Annotated in this window: 17 protein-coding genes; 7 read left to right on the top strand and 10 right to left on the bottom strand. The window is 59.0% G+C overall.

Translation table 11 applies throughout. The features are described from left to right. Window positions 1-11: 11 nt before the first annotated feature. The 10 genes from ACSQ3F_RS26085 to ACSQ3F_RS26130 form a co-directional block, all read right to left on the bottom strand. A complete protein-coding gene (locus ACSQ3F_RS26085) occupies window positions 12-692 on the bottom strand; it encodes an aquaporin (protein WP_436103092.1) in 681 nt (226 codons plus the stop codon). A 235-nt stretch (window positions 693-927) separates the two neighbouring features. Further along, the gene (locus tag ACSQ3F_RS26090; RefSeq protein ID WP_436103093.1) at window positions 928-2,136 is read right to left on the bottom strand and encodes a trans-sulfuration enzyme family protein; all 1,209 of its coding nucleotides are present in this window, start codon (window positions 2,134-2,136) and stop codon (window positions 928-930) included. A 27-nt stretch (window positions 2,137-2,163) separates the two neighbouring features. After that, entirely contained in the window at window positions 2,164-3,126 is a 963-nt protein-coding gene (locus tag ACSQ3F_RS26095) for an arginase family protein (RefSeq protein ID WP_436103094.1), read from the bottom strand. 55 nt (window positions 3,127-3,181) lie between these two features. Then, window positions 3,182-3,874: an ABC transporter permease gene (locus ACSQ3F_RS26100; RefSeq protein ID WP_436103095.1), complete on the bottom strand. Its 693-nt coding sequence runs from the start codon at window positions 3,872-3,874 to the stop codon at window positions 3,182-3,184. Beyond that, entirely contained in the window at window positions 3,871-4,542 is a 672-nt protein-coding gene (locus ACSQ3F_RS26105) for an ABC transporter permease (RefSeq protein WP_436103096.1), read from the bottom strand. Before ACSQ3F_RS26105 ends, ACSQ3F_RS26100 begins: the two co-directional genes overlap by 4 nt. A gap of 23 nt (window positions 4,543-4,565) precedes the next feature. Further along, window positions 4,566-5,330 carry a transporter substrate-binding domain-containing protein gene (locus tag ACSQ3F_RS26110; protein WP_436103097.1) on the bottom strand — a complete coding sequence of 255 codons (765 nt, stop codon included), beginning with the start codon at window positions 5,328-5,330 and terminating at the stop codon, window positions 4,566-4,568. A 68-nt stretch (window positions 5,331-5,398) separates the two neighbouring features. Continuing rightward, window positions 5,399-6,166 carry an ABC transporter ATP-binding protein gene (locus tag ACSQ3F_RS26115; protein ID WP_436103098.1) on the bottom strand — a complete coding sequence of 256 codons (768 nt, stop codon included), beginning with the start codon at window positions 6,164-6,166 and terminating at the stop codon, window positions 5,399-5,401. Window positions 6,167-6,475: 309 nt separating this feature from the next. Further along, window positions 6,476-7,393, bottom strand: coding sequence for a LysR substrate-binding domain-containing protein (locus ACSQ3F_RS26120; RefSeq protein ID WP_436103099.1), 918 nt, complete (start codon window positions 7,391-7,393; stop codon window positions 6,476-6,478). Window positions 7,394-7,453: 60 nt separating this feature from the next. Further along, window positions 7,454-7,894, bottom strand: a complete 441-nt coding sequence (locus ACSQ3F_RS26125; protein ID WP_436103100.1) for an Lrp/AsnC family transcriptional regulator — start codon at window positions 7,892-7,894, stop codon at window positions 7,454-7,456. A 19-nt stretch (window positions 7,895-7,913) separates the two neighbouring features. Then, complete coding sequence (locus ACSQ3F_RS26130; protein ID WP_436103101.1) at window positions 7,914-8,327, bottom strand: hypothetical protein; 414 nt, start codon at window positions 8,325-8,327, stop codon at window positions 7,914-7,916. A gap of 672 nt (window positions 8,328-8,999) precedes the next feature. On the opposite strand from ACSQ3F_RS26130, the gene ACSQ3F_RS26135 reads away from it, so the two are divergent. The 7 genes from ACSQ3F_RS26135 to ACSQ3F_RS26165 all read left to right on the top strand — a co-directional run bounded on the left by ACSQ3F_RS26135 (window position 9,000) and on the right by ACSQ3F_RS26165 (window position 18,564). Next, entirely contained in the window at window positions 9,000-9,836 is an 837-nt protein-coding gene (locus ACSQ3F_RS26135) for an enoyl-CoA hydratase/isomerase family protein (protein WP_436103102.1), read from the top strand. 509 nt (window positions 9,837-10,345) lie between these two features. Next, entirely contained in the window at window positions 10,346-10,546 is a 201-nt protein-coding gene (locus ACSQ3F_RS26140; RefSeq protein WP_436103103.1) for a LuxR C-terminal-related transcriptional regulator, read from the top strand. Between the two features lie 311 nt (window positions 10,547-10,857). Then, the gene (locus ACSQ3F_RS26145) at window positions 10,858-11,034 is read left to right on the top strand and encodes a hypothetical protein (protein WP_436103104.1); all 177 of its coding nucleotides are present in this window, start codon (window positions 10,858-10,860) and stop codon (window positions 11,032-11,034) included. A gap of 199 nt (window positions 11,035-11,233) precedes the next feature. Continuing rightward, window positions 11,234-12,262, top strand: coding sequence for a DUF3991 and toprim domain-containing protein (locus ACSQ3F_RS26150; RefSeq protein WP_436103029.1), 1,029 nt, complete (start codon window positions 11,234-11,236; stop codon window positions 12,260-12,262). A 64-nt stretch (window positions 12,263-12,326) separates the two neighbouring features. Beyond that, window positions 12,327-12,932, top strand: coding sequence for a DUF1419 domain-containing protein (locus ACSQ3F_RS26155; RefSeq protein ID WP_436103030.1), 606 nt, complete (start codon window positions 12,327-12,329; stop codon window positions 12,930-12,932). Window positions 12,933-12,942: 10 nt separating this feature from the next. Next, the gene (locus ACSQ3F_RS26160) at window positions 12,943-13,344 is read left to right on the top strand and encodes a DUF3085 domain-containing protein (protein ID WP_436103031.1); all 402 of its coding nucleotides are present in this window, start codon (window positions 12,943-12,945) and stop codon (window positions 13,342-13,344) included. Window positions 13,345-13,464: 120 nt separating this feature from the next. Next, window positions 13,465-18,564, top strand: a complete 5,100-nt coding sequence (locus tag ACSQ3F_RS26165; protein WP_436103105.1) for a DEAD/DEAH box helicase family protein — start codon at window positions 13,465-13,467, stop codon at window positions 18,562-18,564. The last annotated feature ends 192 nt before the right edge of the window (window positions 18,565-18,756 follow it).

Raw genomic sequence — 18,756 nt, forward strand, 5'->3', positions numbered from 1 at the left:
GACCTGTGATATCAATCGCGGTTAGGCGAGGCCGAGGGGGTTTCCGAAGTAAGCCATCGGATCAAAACCACAGCAAGAAGACACCCGCCAAGTTGCGCAACAACGAAAGCCGGGACGTCGGCCGGGCGTATGCCCGAAAGTGTGCCGGTCATTGCTCTGGCGACAGTTGTGGCGGGGTTTGCAAACGATGTTGAAGCAAACAACGTCACAGACAAAACGTATATACCGACAATGGCCGGCACGGACTGCGGGCGCAGCTTCAGGCCCTGCAGGATGGCAAATACCAGGCCGAATGTCGAAACCGCCTCGGCAAGCCACTGCGCGTAGCCGTTTCTGACATGTGTGCCGATGGATATCGGCGGAAATTCGAACATCAGATGGACCAGAACGATACCCAATATGCCACCAGCTAGCTGCGCACAAACGTAGGCAAGCGCTTCGCGCCGCCGGACGGCACCTTGCATCAGCATCGCTAAACTAACTGCCGGATTGAAATGCCCCCCGGAGATGGGAGCCAGAAGTTCAAGCATGACGAATAGGACCGCGCTGCAGGATACGGCGACGCAGAGCTGAGCCGCGGCAGGGTTATCAGTTAGCCGACTAGCCATAACAGCACTGCCAACGATCGCCGCAGTGAGGGTTGCAGTCCCGAAGGCCTCGGCAAACAGGCGATGGGTGATTCTGTACGACATTGGCACGGTCACTCGATGGCAAACTGAGTAAATCTAAATAATGTGCAGAGGGTCACGACCAGTTGAGAGCCACCGGTCGCGCCCCGTTTTCAACTACCTATGAAAGATTTTCTTGACGGCGCTGATCACCCATTCGAGCGCAGTCGGCACCTGCGTATACTCCACGGCAACCGTCTCAATTTTATGGCTGCCGGGAAAGTAAAAAGGGACAAGGAGAGGTGGACGCGTCATGGCCTCACCTCGGAAACGTGAGGTCGAGAGCATTCTTGATGTCCGCGATGAGGTCTTCCGGATCTTCCAATCCGATCGACAGCCGGAGATGGCCGTATTTTCGGAAATTCTCTGGATATTTCTCCGAACCACCGCGACCGCCCCCTCCGACATGAACTATCAGCGTTTCATCATGTCCGAGTGACACTGCCGAAGTGATAAGCGTGAGATTGGCAACGAACCGATTTTGCGTCTCGGGATCGCCTTGAACGGCTAATGCCATCATCGCACCGTATCCTTTGTCACCAAACTGTCTTTTGGCAAGCTCGTGCTGGTTGTGGGATTCAAGGCCTGGATACGTTACGAACGCGAGGCGATCCTCTTTGCTGAGGTAATGCGCGACAGTCTCCGCTGTCGAAAACTGCTGTTTCAGTCGCAGCGGCAGCGTTACTGAACCGCGAGTGATCAGCCATGCGTTGAACGGTGAAATCGTTGCACCGAGATCGACGAGCGCATCCGCTTTGATGTGATGCACGAGCTCCTTCGCCCCGATCACAACGCCGCCCATCGCGTCGCCGTGACCGTTGATATATTTGGTCAGGGAGTGAACGACTAGGTCTGCACCCAGTTCGAGCGGACGGAAGAAGGGTGGGGGAGTGAAGGTCGAGTCGACAGATAGCATCGCCCCGGCAGACTTAGCGATTGTGGCCAATGTTGCGATATCCGCCACCTTGGTGGTGGGGTTTGCGATGGTTTCCGTGTGGATCAGCTTGGTGTTGGACCGAACGGCGGCGCGGACCGCCTCCATGTCCCCCATGTCTACGAACGTGGCTTCGATATTGTACCGCTCGGGCAAAAGCTCTGCGAACAGCCGCCAAACGGCCTCGTAGGTCACGTCACCGACTATCACATGATCGCCCGATTTGAGAAACGTGAAGAAAATCCCGTGTAACGCAGCGACGCCGGTGGAAAATACGGCTGCATCCTCGCCGCCCTCCATCGCGGCCAACTTGCGCTGCAGGCAGATTTGGTTATGGCCTGAATTTCGAGTGTACGAAGGGTTCGTGGTATCGGACCAGTCCTTCATCGACGGATCGTAGGGCAGAGCATATGAATTCGCCATGACAATCGGGGTTCGTATCGCGCCTGAAGTCTGGTCGACTTCATTGCCGGCATGGACCGAGAGCGAGTTGAATCCGAGCGATGACAGTTTGTGCTTGTCTGGTCTGGACATTTGGGTTCCTTCAGAAGAGATAGCCGGTCAGGCAGTCTGGCGAACGATGACACCAAGTGCCGTAGTGATCAGGCGGGCAACGTTCAAAGCTCCGATGTCGTCGACATCGCGCTCTGGCATGTATTCGACGAAATCCATGGCCGCGATCTTGCCCTTCGATGCTGCGCCTTTGACGAGGTCCACCATCTGGTAATAGCTGAGACCGCCTGGCGATCGTCCGATGACGCCGGGGACGACGGAGGGGTCGAAGGCGTCGGCATCAATGCAGATCACGACATGACTTCCCTCGGAAATGAGATCGGTGACAACGCCAACCCCCTTTTCGTGAAAGTCGTAGGCCGTTACGAAGGTCACACCGCTTTTCACTGCGTCTTCGTAGTCAGTTGTAGCGGCGGAGCCTATGCCACGTGCGCCGACCTGAATAATTTGCTCAATGTGAGACATCTCCGACGCGCGACGCATGGTCGACGATAGACCATAGCTTTCGCCCATATGGACGTCGCGCCAGTCGATGTGGGCATCGATCTGAAGGATGGTGAATTTCCGTCCGCTTCCATCGCGGCCGAGTGCCTCCAACATCGGGATTGGCACGGAGTCGTCGCCACCAAGAAGAACGGGCACCGCGCCACGGCTGAGGATCGTGTCGATAGCCTCGCCAATCGCTTTTCTGTTCTGGGCCGAGTCATTATCGACATAAGGAAGATTGCCACAGTCGACTGGCCGGTTTGTCTTGGCAGGGAAGACGGCTCCTCCATGATCGAAGTCGTGGCGATCAACATTTGCAGTCAGCGAACTTGTGGCGCGCCGCAGGGCGTCCGGTCCGTTGCGGCAATAGGGGCCGACCGATGCATAGGGTGTCGCGCCGGCCGCACCGATAATTGCAACCGGCGCACTGAGTTCGCTGAGCGAGGTGCACGTTTCCAAGCCCAGGAAGGTCTTGGCCTCGGATGCAGCGCCATAAAGAGCGCCGAGGTTCGGCTTTTCAGTCATTTTCATCTCCTTGCTTAGACCGCTATGGCGGCGGGATTGATCCGTGGCTTGGGAATTAGGTGCTGCGGGGTTCGAGGTAGCCCGCGAAACGCCGTTGCACGATTTGGAACGCCGATATGATGACGAACGTGATGGTCAGGTATATGCCGGCTGCGGTGACATACGGTTCGAACTGGATGTAGTTGTCGAGTGTAATCCGGCGTGCTACTCCGGTGGTTTCAAGCAGCGTCACTGTGCTCGCCAGCGATGTTGCGTGCAGCATCATGATCATTTCATTGCCATATATGGGCAACGATCGAGTGAGCATGGCAGGGACTAGAATACGGATCGCTTGTTTGCGCTTGGACAATCCGAAGGCCCGCGCCGCCTCAAGCTCGCCGATCGGGATGCTTCTCAAGGCACCAGCAAAAATCTCGGTGCTATAGGCCGTCGTGTTCATGATGAAAGCCAGAAGCACGCAAACAAGAGGACTGGAGAGCCAGGGCCAGATGAAGCTCTGTCGAACCGCGCCGAACTGTGCCAACCCGAAATAAATCAAAAAGAGCTGCACAAGCAGTGGCGTGCCGCGAAACAGCAGGGTGTACGCGCTCACCACATACCGAATTTCTCGTCGACTGCTGTTCCCGAGGAAAGCCATTGGCACGGCGAGGAGGAAGGACACCGCCAGTGACGTGAAGGCAAGGAACAGGGTCAGCTTCATCCCGGCGAAATAGAGGGGGGCATTTTCGACAATGACGTTCCAGTTCATGACGTCAGCTCCTTCACGCCAGCGGAGGTCCGCCGCGCAACGACGGACAGGACGAGCATGGAGCACACGGTCAGGGACAGATAAAACCCGGCCGCCACGAGAAAGAACGTGAACGGCATGCTCGTCGCTTCTGCCGCGCCCTTGGCACGGAACATAACGTCATGCAGTCCAATGAGGGACGCGAGCGCGGTGGCTTTGGCTAAAACCAGCCAGTTATTGGTAAATCCGGGCAGGGCCAGACGGGTAAGCTGCGGAAGTATGATGGCCAGGAACACGCGAGATCTTGGCAGACCATAGGCCATTGCAGCCTCGATTTGCCCCTTTGGGATGTTGAGGAGCGCGGTGCGGAAAGTCTCCGTCATATAGGCGCCGAAGATGAGGCCAAGCGTCCCGATCGCAGCACCGAGCGGAGGAAACTCAATATGAACATCCCATCCAAGTGAAGCCATGGCCTGATTGAGGAGAGACGGGAGGCTGTAAAATATAAGCAGCATCCAGACGAGGTCAGGGATACCCCGGATGACGAATGTGTAGACGTTTGCCGACCGGCGGAGCAGTCTGTTGTCGGACAGTTTGGCGAAGGCCGCAGCCAATCCAATGATCGTCGCGAGCACCAGTGAGGACAGCGCCAGCAGCAGGGTCGTCGACCCTGCTACCAGAATGCTCACGGAAAAATCCGTAATCATCGCTGTTACTCGCCGAAATACTTGGTCATCAAGGTCTTCAGGGTGCCGTTTTCACGGACCTTTGCCAACCCCTTGTTGACGCCTTCGACAAGCTTGGTGTTTTTCTTGCCGATTGCGATCGCGACGCCTTCGCCGAACTCCTTGGCGTCCTTGCCGGTCATTTCCGGGCCAGTCAGTTCAAAATCCTTGCCATCTTGTTTTTGAAGGAAGCTGTGAACGATCTGTGCCTGGTATCCGAGCACCAGGTCCGCTCGGCCGTTCGCAAGATCGAGGAACGGAGCGCTGCCGGAGTCGTAACGCTTGATTGTCGCGCCCGGCATGTGGGCGGTAACATAGGCGTCCATCGGCGTTCCCGTCTGGACAGCAATGATCTTGCCAGAAACACCTTCGGGAGTGATCGTAATATCGGCTCCCTTTTGGGCAGCGAAGCGGAAGATCGGATGGTCATAGATTTCGCTGAAGGCAACAACTTGCCGACGCTTCTCGGTGACGGTCAACTGTGAGATCAGCGCGTCGTACTTGCCCTCGATGAGCGAAGGGAACATTCCGTCCCAGGCCGCTCCAATAATATTGCAGTCGAGCTCAGCCTCTTTGCAGATCGCTTCCATCAATTCGATGTCAAAGCCAACCAGCTTGCCGTCGGCGTCAATGGATTCGAATGGCGGGAAGGTTGCGTCTGTCGCAATCGTAACCTTCTCTGCGCCAAACGCCGGCGTGAGCAAGGTCGTGGCCAATACGAGCGCGCATGCGGAATTGATGAGAATCCTCATTGTTCTTACCTCTGGTGATGTTGGGTTTTTGTGGACTTCGCTGACGCATCTCTCTCCCAAGAGATGGATCAGTGTTTCAGGCGACCTGCCAGAAACTGTTGGAGCCGAGGGCTCGATGGGCAATTGAAGATCGCCTCCGGAGTGCCTTCTTCTTCAACGAGGCCCTGGTGAAGATACATGACGCGGCTGGAGGCATGCCGCGCGAAGCCCATCTCATGTGTCACGACGACCATCGTACGGCCCTCTTCCGCCAGAGCTTGCATGACGCGCAGGACCTCGCCAACAAGTTCGGGATCCAGGGCCGATGTCGGTTCGTCGAAAAGCATGACGTCGGGGTTAACGCTGAGCGCCCTCGCGATTGCGACGCGCTGCTGCTGTCCACCCGAGAGGTGAGCTGGATATTTGTCGAGAACGTCGAAGCCAAGACCGACCTTCGCGAGGTTTTCCTTGGCGCGGTCGCAGGCTTCGGACCTCGAAACACCGAGCGCGCTCATTGGCGCTTCGATCACATTCGACAGCACAGACATGTGCGACCAGAGACAGAAGTTCTGGAAGACCATGGCCAGCTTGGCGCGCATGGCCTGAAGCTGACGGCGATTGGTCGGCCGCAGATATCCGTCACGGTCGAGCTTTGTCTCGAGCGCCGTCCCGCTAACCGTGATCTCGCCGGAATTCGGGCGCTCAAGAAAGTTGATACAGCGAAGGAAGGTGCTCTTTCCCGATCCACTGGCGCCAATGATACTGATGACGTCGCCGGAGTTTGCTTTGAGGGAAATGCCCTTCAGGACTTCAAATTTCCCGTATGATTTGTGAATATCTTTGACGGCAAGTGTCATGACTTGCGCCTCCCTTGCGTATTCATGTTCCGTGGACTTTTTTTATTGTATTGGGATCATAGTGTTTGAAAGTTTTGTAACGCGCAAATGACCATTCCTCACCCGTCACATGAAATGACGTCATGAATCATCCGTCAGTTCTCCAAAGAATGACGCTATTGGAAAGCAAACCTGTGATCCAAAGTCATCAATGACATGTGGAGATGCCGCGCGAGCTTGCACGAGGGATTACACAACGGACTAATTTGGAAAAGTATCTGGCGAGAGCTGTCTTTCCGGCTGAAGGTTAAGGTCAATGTCGGCGCAGCACTACGCGGTCTCAGGCAGAATCTCACGGCCAAAGCGTGGAAGAAGCCAGCGCAGAAATAACCTCACGGCTGGTCGAGCGAGGTTTCTGTCAGTGGAGAGGACATGCCAGGCCCCGAATATGTCGATGGCAAAGGGAAAGGGTTTGACGAGCGAATTTCGCTTAAGGTCGTGGGAGGCAAGCATGTCGCTGACCAGCGCCACGCCGGCGCCGTGCACCGCCAGGCCAATCGCCATGCCGAGATCGTTACAGAACAGGTGGCGAGCTTTCTGGTCTGAACCGGGGAGGTCGACTTCTGCAAACCACCGTCTCCATTCCGAGCCGTCGTCCCAATGCAATAGAAGTGTTTTGCAAAGGTCGATCGGCTTGGCCCCCTGTCCGCCAATTCCATCAAGCAGTTGCGGCGTACAAACAGGTGCGACAGTGACCTGGTCCAACGGCGCCGACCACCGATCTGGCCATCCTCCATTTCCGAATGCGATCCCGACATCCGTATCCTTGATTTCATGGACGCGATTATTGTCGATGAACGTGATGTGGCACTCGATGGACGGAAAGTCCCGGCAGAAGTCCCCTAGATTTTTGGCCAGCCACGTGTTTGCAAACATTGGCGGACATGCAATCTCCAACTTGCCGCCACCGTCTTTCAAGTCTGCAAGACGCAAGGCAGTGTCGGATATTTCCTGAAGTGCTTCGTTGACGGTTCTCGCAAGAACCCGACCGGCATCGGTCAGGACAAGGCCACGTCCCGCCTTGACGAAGAGCGCGTAGCCAAGCGCGTCTTCGAGCCGGCGTATTTGATGGCTGACGGCGCTGTCCGTCAAACTAAGCTCATCGGCAGCTTTGGTCAGGCTCCCGTGGCGCGCGGACGCTTCGAAAGTCCGCAGTGTCGGAAGAGGAAGGTGTCTTGGGCTTTTCATGGGTCACCGTGCCAGACGTCGATCGCAAGTCAGCACGACAGGGGACTGACTCAAGACGCCTTATTTTCGAATGATGGAAGAGAGGGCGAATGCAGTCAATGTATCGCGAACGCCGGGCATTTCGGCAATCTGCTGCCAAATCTGCCTGATGCGATCGGCTTTTTCCGCCTCGACACGGACGAGGAGGTCAAAATCCCCTGTCATGACATCACAGGCGACAACCTCAGGTATCTTGCGAAGTGAATTGATGACGTCCCCACCACGCATTCGGTCTTGACGGTAGACAAACATCAATGCTGTCGTGAGGTTGTCCTTGGCGTCGCCGTCACCTGTGATAATCGTATAACCCTTGATGAAGCCGTCCCGTTCGAGCCGCTCGATCCGGACCCGCACGGCGTTACGCGAAAGATTGATCTTCGCCGACAGATCCGCATGTGAGATCTTAGAGTTGGCCTTCAACTCCGCTAATAATTGCTCATCGATACGATCAAGGGACTTCATGATGCAAACGGACCGGGGTCTAATTGATTATATCCGCTGTCATAGACCTATAGGCTGACGAGGCCAACTCGGGCAGTTGCTCCCTATGGCCGGTCCCCGCATAATGCCGCGCAGCCGATGCAAGTACAAAGCCTGGTAGAGCTGCTTTCTCAGCGCCGGTCAATGCCCTGACGGACTGGTACCCCTTGAGAATCGCATGAGCGCGCTGGCGATCAATCTCGCCTTGTGCATTCAGTGCCCACCCGACCAGAACATCAGCGATTTCCGAGACAAGCACGTCGTTGTGACGCAGCCTGAAATTGATAACTGCGGACACCGTATCCCCCAGAAAGAAGATATTGTCGTGATCGAGAGCGCCGTGAATCGAACCGGCGGGTAATAATGCGGCTTTTCGCTTCGATTTGCGAGCAAGGGTGGTGTGAATCTGGCCCATGACCCTGCCAAGGCTCTCAGACCGTTCAGGACTGATATCCTTTGCCGGCGATCCTGCCAGGAAACTAACGGCGGCGACCAGCCGATCTGCTGCACGGGTGGTTGCATAGCCTTCAAGTGTCCTGTGTGGCTTGGGGCATCCGCCAAAGTTTCCGCGTCGATTCGCTAATCAAGGAACGGACAGTTCCAAAGAGTGCCGTTTCGGCAGTGAAGCTGGGTGAGTGAGTGAAAGATTTGCTTTGGAAGACAATGCTATGGCGACTTCGCTCGTAAGATTGGCTGTTGCACGCGTCAAAATAGGCTGTTTGTTGCTTTTTAGCTCCGGCCCGATCCCTACAGGCGCAAGAACAATCGGGCTTCGAAGGCGCTCGGCTCATTCAGAAAAGCAACACTTCCCAGATGACCGTCCAGTTCCATAAGCTATCTTATGCGATATGTTATAACATAACGCCCCCCCACCTCCCACCGACGGTTCTATCGACGTCAACGAGACGCCGAGTTGGTTTGAGCGGCTCCGCTTCTCCAACCAGCCGTAGCGGTTGCCCGGGGGCCTCGATGCCATCGCGTCGTTGACATTCAGGATGATGCCTGACATCCTCTTTGATGTCGACCCGATGGTCTGCGCGCCCGGCGCTTCCAGTGCCCAACGCCCTAAAACGAAGGAACCTTTTGAATGAGTGCTCCACTGACCCAATTCACGATCACCGAGGCAGCGCCCGGATACTGGCGGGTGACCTTCAACAACCCGCCGATTAACTTGTGCGATCCGGAGACCCTAATGGAGCTGCAGCAGATCGTCGGTCTTATCGAGTCCGATGACACCTTGCGGGTGGTTGTGTTCGATAGCGCTGACCCGGACTTCTTCGTCAATCACTACGACGTCTCGCGGGTTAGCGATTTTCCCCTTACGCCGGGGCCGAGTGGTCTGCCGACATTCATCGATGCCACGACACGGTTGACCACCTCCCCGGTCGTGACCATCGCGTCGATTCGGGGTCGCACTCGCGGCGGGGGTTCTGAGATTGCTCTGGCGTGTGATATGCGTTTTGCCAGCCTGGAGCGAGCGATCTTCGCTCAGATCGAAGTCGGGGCAGGCGTCTTCCCAGGTGGTGGCGCAACCGAGCGCCTACCACTCCTCGTCGGGCGGGCCAGGGCGCTCGAAATCGTCCTCGGCAGTGACGATTTCGACGCAGCAACGGCAGCGAAATACGGGTGGGTGAACCGCGCACTCCCCGATGATGAGCTCGACGCCTTCGTCGACAACTTCGCTCGGCGCATCGCCTCGTTCGACAAGCCTGCGCTCACCGAGGCCAAGCGGCTGATCAACCGTAAAACCCTGCCCTCCGCTGAGGACCTGATGGAGACGCAGGACGTTTTCCTCAACGCGTTCTCTTGGCCGACTGTCCAAGCGCGGGGAGCCCGAATCGCGCAAAGGCGTGGCGAAGTGGGTCCTGACTTCGAGGCGCGCCTTGGTCATCACCTCGGAAATCTCAGCGCCGACGCCCGATGACGCCAACAGCGGTCCCCTGGAGCAGGGCCGCAGACTTGGCGTACGTTCGCCTGAACTTGGATCGCTAGCAAACCCGCTAGGATATAACCGGCCGCGGCATCGGGGCCGGAGGTTAATTCATGGGTAGTTCGAAAGCTGGACAAGGCGGCAAGCCACGATCGAATCGTCGACATCGCTGCGACCGGTAGCAATATAAGACTCGGTACGTGTTGGAAGTCTTGAGGAAGTTGAACCCAAGAGGACGTCAATTTCAGCATCGCCGGCGAGTTGGATACAGGCAAAGTCGACTCAGTTCCACAAATTAGGTTATGCGATATGTTATACCATAACATGCGAATACTGAAGACGAGATTTCGAACTCCCAGCCTCCTCCCGGGGCACCTCGGCTGCCGTCGCACAGGTCTCGGCGGCAGCCACTTTTCTCGGGGGCATCGCTGCCTCGGTTTCAAAACGAGACTTCGGCACTACAGCCGCCACCGATCACGGCCCAACTGAACGCGATTTTTGTCATGAAGGAACGGATGCTTGCGCCACGTGAAAAGACCTGCCTTCGGTGGATAGCTCGAGGCAGGACCGTTGCCGAAATCGCTTTGATTCAGGGCAAAAGCGTTGCCGATATCGAGAGCCGCCTGCAAAGTGCGTTGGTCGCATTGAAGGCAAAATCGATAAAGGAGGCGCTTCAGAAAGCGGAGCTCAGTGAGTCCGATTGACTTGGCAGATTTCTACAGGCGCTCTTGCCGCCGGCGTGAAAACGGAACGGACCTTGCTGCCGAGTGCGAGGGGAGCAACTGACACAAACGCGGAAGCCGCGCGCAGACCTGCGTCACACGCCGAAGCATGCCAATCCCGCTTGTCTGTGATGGCGTCCTGGCCCAGCGCCGGATCTTCCACGATCAACCCGTAAAGGGTCCGCTAGCAAGCTGCGGCCGCTTCGGCTTCGCCTCGCGGTGATCGCGCCCGTCGCCGGGCCTTTGAGGAGCCATCGAGCGGGAATTGGCCCGCTCCGGATGGAGCATCTCAAATGTCGCACGATCTTTCCCTTGCACAGTCCCACGCCTTTCAGCTCTCCCGTGACCTGATGGTCCCGGTCACCGTCTTTAAGGTCGACGGCGAATACGGCGTCCTTCCCTCTGACGAGATCGACGCCGATGACGATCTCGCGATCGTGCATGAATTTTTCCCCTGGCCGACGCATTGAGCCGGCCTTTTGCCTTTGGCGTGCCGCTTGCGAGCTGCAGGCCGCAAGGGAGGCTTCGCCGCGGCCAAGTATTGCATGATCCGACAATTGCCAGCCGCGCCCTTGCAGCCTTTGCTCTTCGCGGCTGGACGAAGGGAACCCGCGAAACGACGGGCAAGGAAAGGCGATGGAGGCCGATCGCTCGGCGATCGGAAGCAAAATGAAGAGAAGAGAGATAGAGGCGCTGCGTGAGCAGGTGAGCTGCGCGGCCGTTCTTGAACGGGCGAGGTTCGCCATCGACATCAAGGAAAGCACCCGGCGGGCGGTCAAGTTTCGCCGCGGCGGTGAAATCATCATCGTCACGCATGAGGGGCGCGGATGGTTCGATCCGCTCAGCGATGCGAAAGGCGATGTCTTCGGGCTTGCCGAGCATCTCGATCATGTCGGTTTTCCCGAAGGCGCCGCAAGGGTCGCGGACCTCGTCGGTTTCGAGATCACGGAACCGGAGTGGCAGCCTGCGAGGCGTAGTGGAGGATTCAACCTCTCTCTACCTAAGCGTTGGCAGGCGCGCCGCAGCCCATGGCCCGGATCATCGACATGGCGCTACCTAAATAGTGAGCGCTTGCTGCCGGCGCCTTTGCTCCGCGCAGCGATCAACGCCGACCTGCTTCGGGAAGGCCCCTATGGCAGCATGTGGGCAGCTCATACGGACAATGCCGGCGTGGTGACCGGCTGGGAGGCACGGGGGCCACAATACCGGGGGTTCGCCTCTGGCGGAACGAAGGTTCTCTTCCGTATCGGGTTGGATACTGCGTTGCGCCTGGCCGTCACGGAAGCTGCGATCGACGCCATGAGCCTTGCGGCGATCGAGGGGTTGCGCGACGGCACGCTCTATCTCAGCACCGGCGGTGGATGGTCGCCGGCCACGCAAGCCGCGCTGCGGGAATTGGCCTCCCGACCTGACGCCCGGCTGGTCGCGGCGACGGACGCCAATTCTCAAGGCGATCTGTTTGCCGAGCGGTTGCGGGCGCTTGCTGAAGACGTCGGCTGCGACTGGGCGCGGCTCCGCCCACCCGAGGAGGACTGGAACGAGACCCTGAAAATCAGGGAGAAGGAAATGAGGGAACGAAGAGAAGGAGGCGTGCCGCATTCGGGCCGCCCGCGTCAAGGGAGGCTTCGCCCGGCTGAGCCGGCCCTTGACCCGGCCGGTCGCGATGCCGGCAGCTCGGGAGGGGTCATGAAGGACTGAATGAAATGGCGAGGTCGAGAGGACGGCGCCGCACTTCGGTCCAAAACCTCCGAAGGAGCCACAGATGATCCCCTCTCCCGCAACAGCCAAGGTTTTTCAGGGCGTCGCAAGCCGCCAGCAGATGTTCCGCATGTTCGATCGCCATGCGCAGCGCCCGAACCGTCGGGATGGCGATGCCGCGCCACTCTACGCAGGTGAATGGTTCGAAATCGGTGAGACCGAACATGACGACATGTTCGAGATCCTGCCGCCGTTGTGGATCCGAGGGTCCATGTTTGCGATGCGGGAGTTCATGACCGGCTCGGTGACATCAGTGTTCTTTGCGCTCAGGATCGACGCGGCCATCCGGTATTTCCATGGCTATTGCGATCTTTCCGACAAGGCATCCGTCGAAACGATGCGCGTCGCCATCATCGAACGCGAAAGCCGTCCGGTCCGGGCCATGACGCGGCAAGAGCGGCTCGATCATATCTGGAGCACGACTGCCGACGATTACCGCGGCTATGCCGGAGACAAGTGGCCGCAGTCCGCTCGCGGCAAGCGCACCGTCGTGCTCTATGGCGGCAACGAGGGCACTTTCCTGAAGCTGCTCGACGAACTCACCGACGGGGAGATCGCTGCGAAGCTGCCGGTGCATCTTCGCCACCTTCCCTCCCCGATCGCCGCGTGAGGAGGAAGCCATGTTCACATTTAGCGTGGTCGACGTCCGTGCGGTGATCGCGCGCGGACGCAGTGACGCGGCAGCCAATGGCGGTTTCCGCAATCCTCACTATGGACTTCTCCCGGGTAAGGACGAACGGCCCGGCCTGTGGATCGTCGGTGATGAAGGCGTCTATGTGCTTTCCAACGGAAAATTGGCGGAGGGTCAAAGAGCGCTCGCGGTCTATGCCGAGGAGTGCGATCCGAAGACCAATCCGGACTACTGGCACTACAAGCGCCGGTATTTCGGGGGAGACGACGGCATCGTCTTCATCGACGCTGCGAGCCTGGAAGCCATGCTTTCCACAAACCCGGAAGCCACGCATCTGCGGGCGGAGTTTGCGACGGAAACAATGCAGCTCTCCGTAATCACGCGCTCGTAGCTCGCGATCGCTGCCGCCGGACGAACCAGGTCCAAATTCCCACACCTCATTTTCATCCGCCTTCGCAGCCACGGGACCTGTCCCGCGGGCGATGGCGCACATCCTCGAAAAGGAGCTTCCATGTCCCACGATCCCTTCACTCTCGATATGTTCGGAAGCAGCGCATTGTCGTCCGGCCTTGGCCTGGGCGTCACCGCGTTTGGCGGTTTCGCCGCCAACGACGACGATCCCGATCCGACACCGACCTCCCCTACGCCGGCATTGCCTCCACCAGTTGCGAAGCAGCCGGCGCCGCGGAGACAAGCCGGGCGAGCCAACTTCTATCTCGACGATGGCGATCGTGGACTTGCGATCGACTGGAAGCAAAGGGCGAAGGCAAATCTTGTGGCCATCCTGACTGCCACCGAAATCGAAAAGCAGGATCGACCCGCCACCCGTGACGAGCAGGCGAGGCTGATCCGCTTCACCGGTTTTGGCGCATCGGAACTCGCAAACGGCATGTTCCGGCGTCCAGGCGAAGTCGATTTCCGGGAAGGCTGGGACGACCTCGGCAGTTCGCTGGAAAGCGCCGTCACCGATGCCGACTATGCTTCGCTCGCGCGCTGCACCCAATATGCTCACTTCACCCCCGAGTTCATCGTCCGCGCGATCTGGGCGGGCTTGCGGCGGCTCGGATGGCGCGGGGGCCGCGTGCTGGAGCCGGGAATCGGCACGGGCCTGTTTCCGGCGCTGATGCCAAAGGTGCTCAGGGATACAAGCCACGTCACCGGGATCGAACTCGATCCGGTGACGGCGCGGATTGTCCGGCTTCTTCAGCCGAAGGCGCGGATCATCAATGCCGACTTCGCGCGCACCGAGCTCAACGCGATCTATGATCTCGCGATCGGCAATCCTCCCTTTTCCGATCGCACGGTTCGGTCGGACCGGCAGTACCGTCCGCTCGGTCTGCGGCTGCACGACTACTTCATCGCCCGGTCAATCGATCTCCTAAAACCCGGAGCACTCGCCGCGTTCGTGACAAGCAGCGGCACGATGGACAAGGCGGACAGCACAGCTCGCGAGCATATCGCCAGGTCCGCCGATCTGATGGCAGCAGTGCGTCTGCCCGAGGGAAGCTTCCGCCGCGACGCCGGCACGGATGTGGTCGTGGACATTCTGTTCTTTCGCAAGCGCAAGGCCGGCGGGCCGGAGGGTGATCTGTCGTGGCTCGATCTGGAAGAGGTTCGTCCTGCGACATCCGACGACGGGGCGATCCGCGTGAACCGCTGGTTCGCGCGGCACCCGGATTTCGTGCTCGGCGAGCACGCCCTAACGTCTGGCCCGTTCGGCGAGACCTATACGTGCCGGCCACGCGCCGGTGAAGGTCTCGAAACGGCACTGAAGGCCGTGATCGCTCTTCTTCCTGAGGATCGGTATGACGGCGAGCCGTCGCAGATCGACATCGATCTGGAAGAGGAGCTGGGCGAGATCGTCGACCTCCGCCCCGCCAACGACAAGGTCCGCGAGGGCAGCTTCTTTCTCAATAACCGCCACGGCCTCATGCAAATGATCGACGGTGCACCGCTGGCGGTTTCGGTGCGGAAAGGCAGGTCAGGCGAGGGCCTGTCCGAAAAGCACGTCCGGATCATCAAGAAGCTGATTCCGATCCGCGACGCCGTGCGCGAGGTGCTGAAAGCGCAGGAACGCGACCAGCCGTGGCGGGATCTGCAGGTTCGGCTGCGTATCGCCTGGTCGAGTTTTGTGCGCGACTTCGGGCCGATCAACCATACGACAGTTTCGATCTCGGAGGATGAGGAAAGCGGCGAGGTACGCGAAACCCATCGCCGGTCCAATCTCCAGCCGTTCCTGGACGATCCCGATTGCTGGCTGGTGGCCTCGATCGAGGACTACGACCTCGAAACCGATACGGCGAAGCCCGGTCCGATTTTCTCCGAAAGGGTCATCTCTCCTCCGGCACCACCCGTCATCACCAGTGCTGCCGATGCGCTGGCTGTCGTCCTCAACGAACGCGGCCGCGTCGATCCCGAGCATATTGCCGAGTTGCTGCATCGCGACCCCGACGCTGTCATCGACGAACTCGGTGACGCCATCTTCCGCGATCCCGCCGACGGGTCATGGCTGACGTCCGACGCCTATCTCTCCGGTTCGGTCCGCACCAAGCTCATGGTCGCCGAAGCAGCCGCGTCGCTTGATCCAGTCTATGAGCGCAATGTCCGCGCGCTGCAGGATGTCCAGCCCGCAGACCTCCGTCCCTCAGACATCACCGCCCGTCTCGGCGCGCCATGGATCCCGGCTGCCGATGTCGTCGCCTTCGTCAAGGAGACGATGGATGCTGACATCCGAATCCACCACATGCCGGAGCTCGGGTCATGGACCGTCGAGGCACGCCAGTTTGGCTACAACGCCGCTGGAACCTCCGAATGGGGCACAAGCCGCCGCCATGCGGGCGAGCTGCTGGCCGATGCGCTGAACAGTCGGGTTCCGCAGATATTCGACGTGTTCAAGGACATTGGGGGTGAACGCCGTGTCATGAACGTCGTCGATACCGAAGCCGCCCGCGACAAGCTGCAGAAGATCAAGCAAGCTTTCCAGAATTGGGTCTGGACCGACCCGGACCGCACCGACAGATTGGCTCGCGTCTATAATGACCGGTTCAACAACATCGCGCCGCGAAAATTCGACGGCTCCCACCTGAAACTGCCAGGCGCTTGCTGCGCCTTTGTTCTTTATGGGCACCAGAAACGCGGCATCTGGCGGATCATTTCTTCAGGCTCGACCTATCTTGCGCACGCCGTCGGCGCCGGTAAGACGATGACAATGGCCGCCGCCATCATGGAACAACGCCGGCTCGGCCTGATCGCCAAGGCGATGCTGGTCGTACCAGCCCATTGCCTCGCACAGGCGGCGCGCGAGTTCCTGGCGCTCTATCCGAATGCCCGCATCCTCGTCGCCGACGAGACAAACTTCACCAAGGACAAGCGGGCGCGTTTCCTGTCCCGCGCCGCCACGGCAACCTGGGATGCGATCATCATCACCCATTCTGCCTTCAGGTTCATCGCCGTGCCGTCGGCATTCGAGAGCCAAATGATCCATGACGAGCTGGAGCTCTACGAGGAACTGCTGACCAAGGTCGACAGCGACGACCGCGTGTCGCGCAAGCGGCTTGAGCGTCTGAAGGAGGGTTTGCAGGAGCGGTTGGAGAGCCTTTCGACCCGCAAGGACGACCTTCTCACGATCTCGGAAATCGGCGTCGATCAGATCATCGTCGACGAGGCGCAGGAATTCCGCAAGCTGTCCTTCGCAACCAACATGAGCACGCTGAAGGGCATCGATCCGAACGGGTCGCAGCGGGCGTGGGACCTGTACGTCAAATCCCGCTACATCGAAACGAAGAACCCCAGCCGCGCACTGGTCTTGGCCTCCGGCACGCCGATCACCAACACGCTTGGCGAAATGTTCTCGATTCAGCGCTTGCTCGGCCACGAGGCGCTCCGCGAACGCGGCCTTCACGAATTCGACGCCTGGGCCTCGACCTTCGGCGACACGACGACCGAACTCGAGATCCAGCCGTCCGGCAAATACAAGCCGGTGAGCCGGTTCGCCAGTTTCGTCAACGTGCCGGAGCTGATCGCGATGTTCCGCAGTTTCGCCGATGTGGTGATGCCGGAGGACCTGAAGCAATATGTGAAGGTTCCGGCACTCTCGACCGGCCGGAGGCAGATCCTCACGGCGCAGCCGACGCCGGCCTTCAAACTCTATCAGCAGATCCTCGACAGCCGCATCAAGGCGATCGAGATGCGCGAGGGGCCGGCCCAACCGGGCGACGATATTTTGCTGTCCGTCATCACCGACGGCCGACACGCGGCGATCGATCTGCGCCTGGTCATTCCGGCAAACGATAATGAGCCAGACAACAAGCTCAATCTCCTCATCGAGAACGCCTTTCGCATCTGGACGGAAACGAGCGAAAACACCTATGTCCGTCGGGACGGCAAGACTTATGACCTTCCTGGTGCCGCGCAGATGATCTTCTCCGATCTCGGCACCATCAATGTCGAGAAGACACGCGGTTTCTCTGCTTACCGCTGGATCCGTGACGAATTGATCCGACTGGGCGTACCCGCGTCGCAAATCGCCTATATACAAGACTTCAAGAAGACCGAGGCAAAGCAGCGACTGTTCGGTGACGTCCGTTCGGGCAAGGTTCGCTTCCTGATCGGCTCCTCGGAAATGATGGGCACCGGCGTCAACGCCCAGCTCAGATTGAAGGCGCTGCATCACCTTGATGTGCCGTGGCTGCCGTCACAGATCGAGCAGCGCGAGGGCCGCATCGTCCGGCAGGGCAATCAGCACGATGTCGTCGACATCTTCGCCTACGCCACGCAAGGGTCACTTGATGCCTCCATGTGGCAGAACAATGAGCGCAAGGCCCGCTTCATCGCCGCGGCTCTTTCCGGCGATACATCGATCCGCAGGCTGGACGATCTCGGCGAAGGCCCGGCCAACCAGTTTGCCATGGCCAAGGCGATTGCCTCGGGCGACGAGCGCCTGATGCAAAAGGCCGGTCTCGAAGCCGATATCGCGCGTCTCGAGCGGTTGCGCGCCGCCCATGATGACGACCTGTTCGCGGTGCGACGGCAGGTCCGGGACGCCGAACGCGACATCGAGGTATCGACCCGGCGCATCGGCGACATCGGGAAGGATATCCAACGGCTGGTTCCGACTGCGGGAGATGCCTTCACGATGACCGTCACGGGCATTTCTTATGACGAGCGAAAGGACGCCGGCCGCGCGCTGATGAAGGAAATCCTCACCCTCGTCCAGCTTCAACAGGAGGGTGAGATCGTCATCGCCTCCATTGGTGGCTTCGATCTCGTCTACAATGGCGAGCGCTTCGGCAAGTCTGAGGGTTATCGCTACACCACCATGCTTCAGCGCACGGGCGCGGACTACGAGATCGATCTCGCCGTCACTGTGACGCCGCTCGGCGCCGTCTCCCGCCTCGAGCACGCGCTGGGCGATTTCGACGGCGAGCGGAAACGCTATCGCCAGTGGCTGGAAGAGGCGCGTCGCCGCCTCGCCTCCTACCAGTCACGTCACGGTGGCGAATTTGCCTTTGCGGGGGAATTGGCCGAAAAGCGTCGCCAGCTCCGGGAGGTTGAGGCGGAGCTCGCGGCCGAAACGCGCGAGACAGGGGCCTCTACCAGGGAGGCAGCCTGATTTTGGAAGCAGTGCAGCATGCGCATGGGTGCATTGCACAATAAATGTTTTCCATATGATCAAAATATCATCATAGTGCACACAGCTGATGCACATGGCGGTCTCCTCCCAGTGCCGCCGCAACAGCTGTTCCCCTCTGGAGGTTAAATAACCTTCACACTTCATGGGCCTCGGTTCTTCCGAAGGCCCATT

This window comes from Pararhizobium sp. LjRoot238, assembly GCF_964252955.1.
Classification (GTDB): domain Bacteria; phylum Pseudomonadota; class Alphaproteobacteria; order Rhizobiales; family Rhizobiaceae; genus Pararhizobium.

Bases quoted from the DNA above. Each gene is read 5' to 3' on its own strand.
- ACSQ3F_RS26085 (WP_436103092.1), bottom strand. From the start codon at position 692: ATGTCGTACAGAATCACCCATCGCCTGTTTGCCGAGGCCTTCGGGACT.
- ACSQ3F_RS26090 (WP_436103093.1), bottom strand. From the start codon at position 2,136: ATGTCCAGACCAGACAAGCACAAACTGTCATCGCTCGGATTCAACTCG.
- ACSQ3F_RS26095 (WP_436103094.1), bottom strand. From the start codon at position 3,126: ATGACTGAAAAGCCGAACCTCGGCGCTCTTTATGGCGCTGCATCCGAG.
- ACSQ3F_RS26100 (WP_436103095.1), bottom strand. From the start codon at position 3,874: ATGAACTGGAACGTCATTGTCGAAAATGCCCCCCTCTATTTCGCCGGG.
- ACSQ3F_RS26110 (WP_436103097.1), bottom strand. From the start codon at position 5,330: ATGAGGATTCTCATCAATTCCGCATGCGCGCTCGTATTGGCCACGACC.
- ACSQ3F_RS26115 (WP_436103098.1), bottom strand. From the start codon at position 6,166: ATGACACTTGCCGTCAAAGATATTCACAAATCATACGGGAAATTTGAA.
- ACSQ3F_RS26120 (WP_436103099.1), bottom strand. From the start codon at position 7,393: ATGAAAAGCCCAAGACACCTTCCTCTTCCGACACTGCGGACTTTCGAA.
- ACSQ3F_RS26125 (WP_436103100.1), bottom strand. From the start codon at position 7,894: ATGAAGTCCCTTGATCGTATCGATGAGCAATTATTAGCGGAGTTGAAG.
- ACSQ3F_RS26130 (WP_436103101.1), bottom strand. From the start codon at position 8,327: ATGGGCCAGATTCACACCACCCTTGCTCGCAAATCGAAGCGAAAAGCC.
- ACSQ3F_RS26135 (WP_436103102.1), top strand. From the start codon at position 9,000: ATGAGTGCTCCACTGACCCAATTCACGATCACCGAGGCAGCGCCCGGA.
- ACSQ3F_RS26140 (WP_436103103.1), top strand. From the start codon at position 10,346: ATGAAGGAACGGATGCTTGCGCCACGTGAAAAGACCTGCCTTCGGTGG.
- ACSQ3F_RS26145 (WP_436103104.1), top strand. From the start codon at position 10,858: ATGTCGCACGATCTTTCCCTTGCACAGTCCCACGCCTTTCAGCTCTCC.
- ACSQ3F_RS26150 (WP_436103029.1), top strand. From the start codon at position 11,234: ATGAAGAGAAGAGAGATAGAGGCGCTGCGTGAGCAGGTGAGCTGCGCG.
- ACSQ3F_RS26155 (WP_436103030.1), top strand. From the start codon at position 12,327: ATGATCCCCTCTCCCGCAACAGCCAAGGTTTTTCAGGGCGTCGCAAGC.
- ACSQ3F_RS26160 (WP_436103031.1), top strand. From the start codon at position 12,943: ATGTTCACATTTAGCGTGGTCGACGTCCGTGCGGTGATCGCGCGCGGA.
- ACSQ3F_RS26165 (WP_436103105.1), top strand. From the start codon at position 13,465: ATGTCCCACGATCCCTTCACTCTCGATATGTTCGGAAGCAGCGCATTG.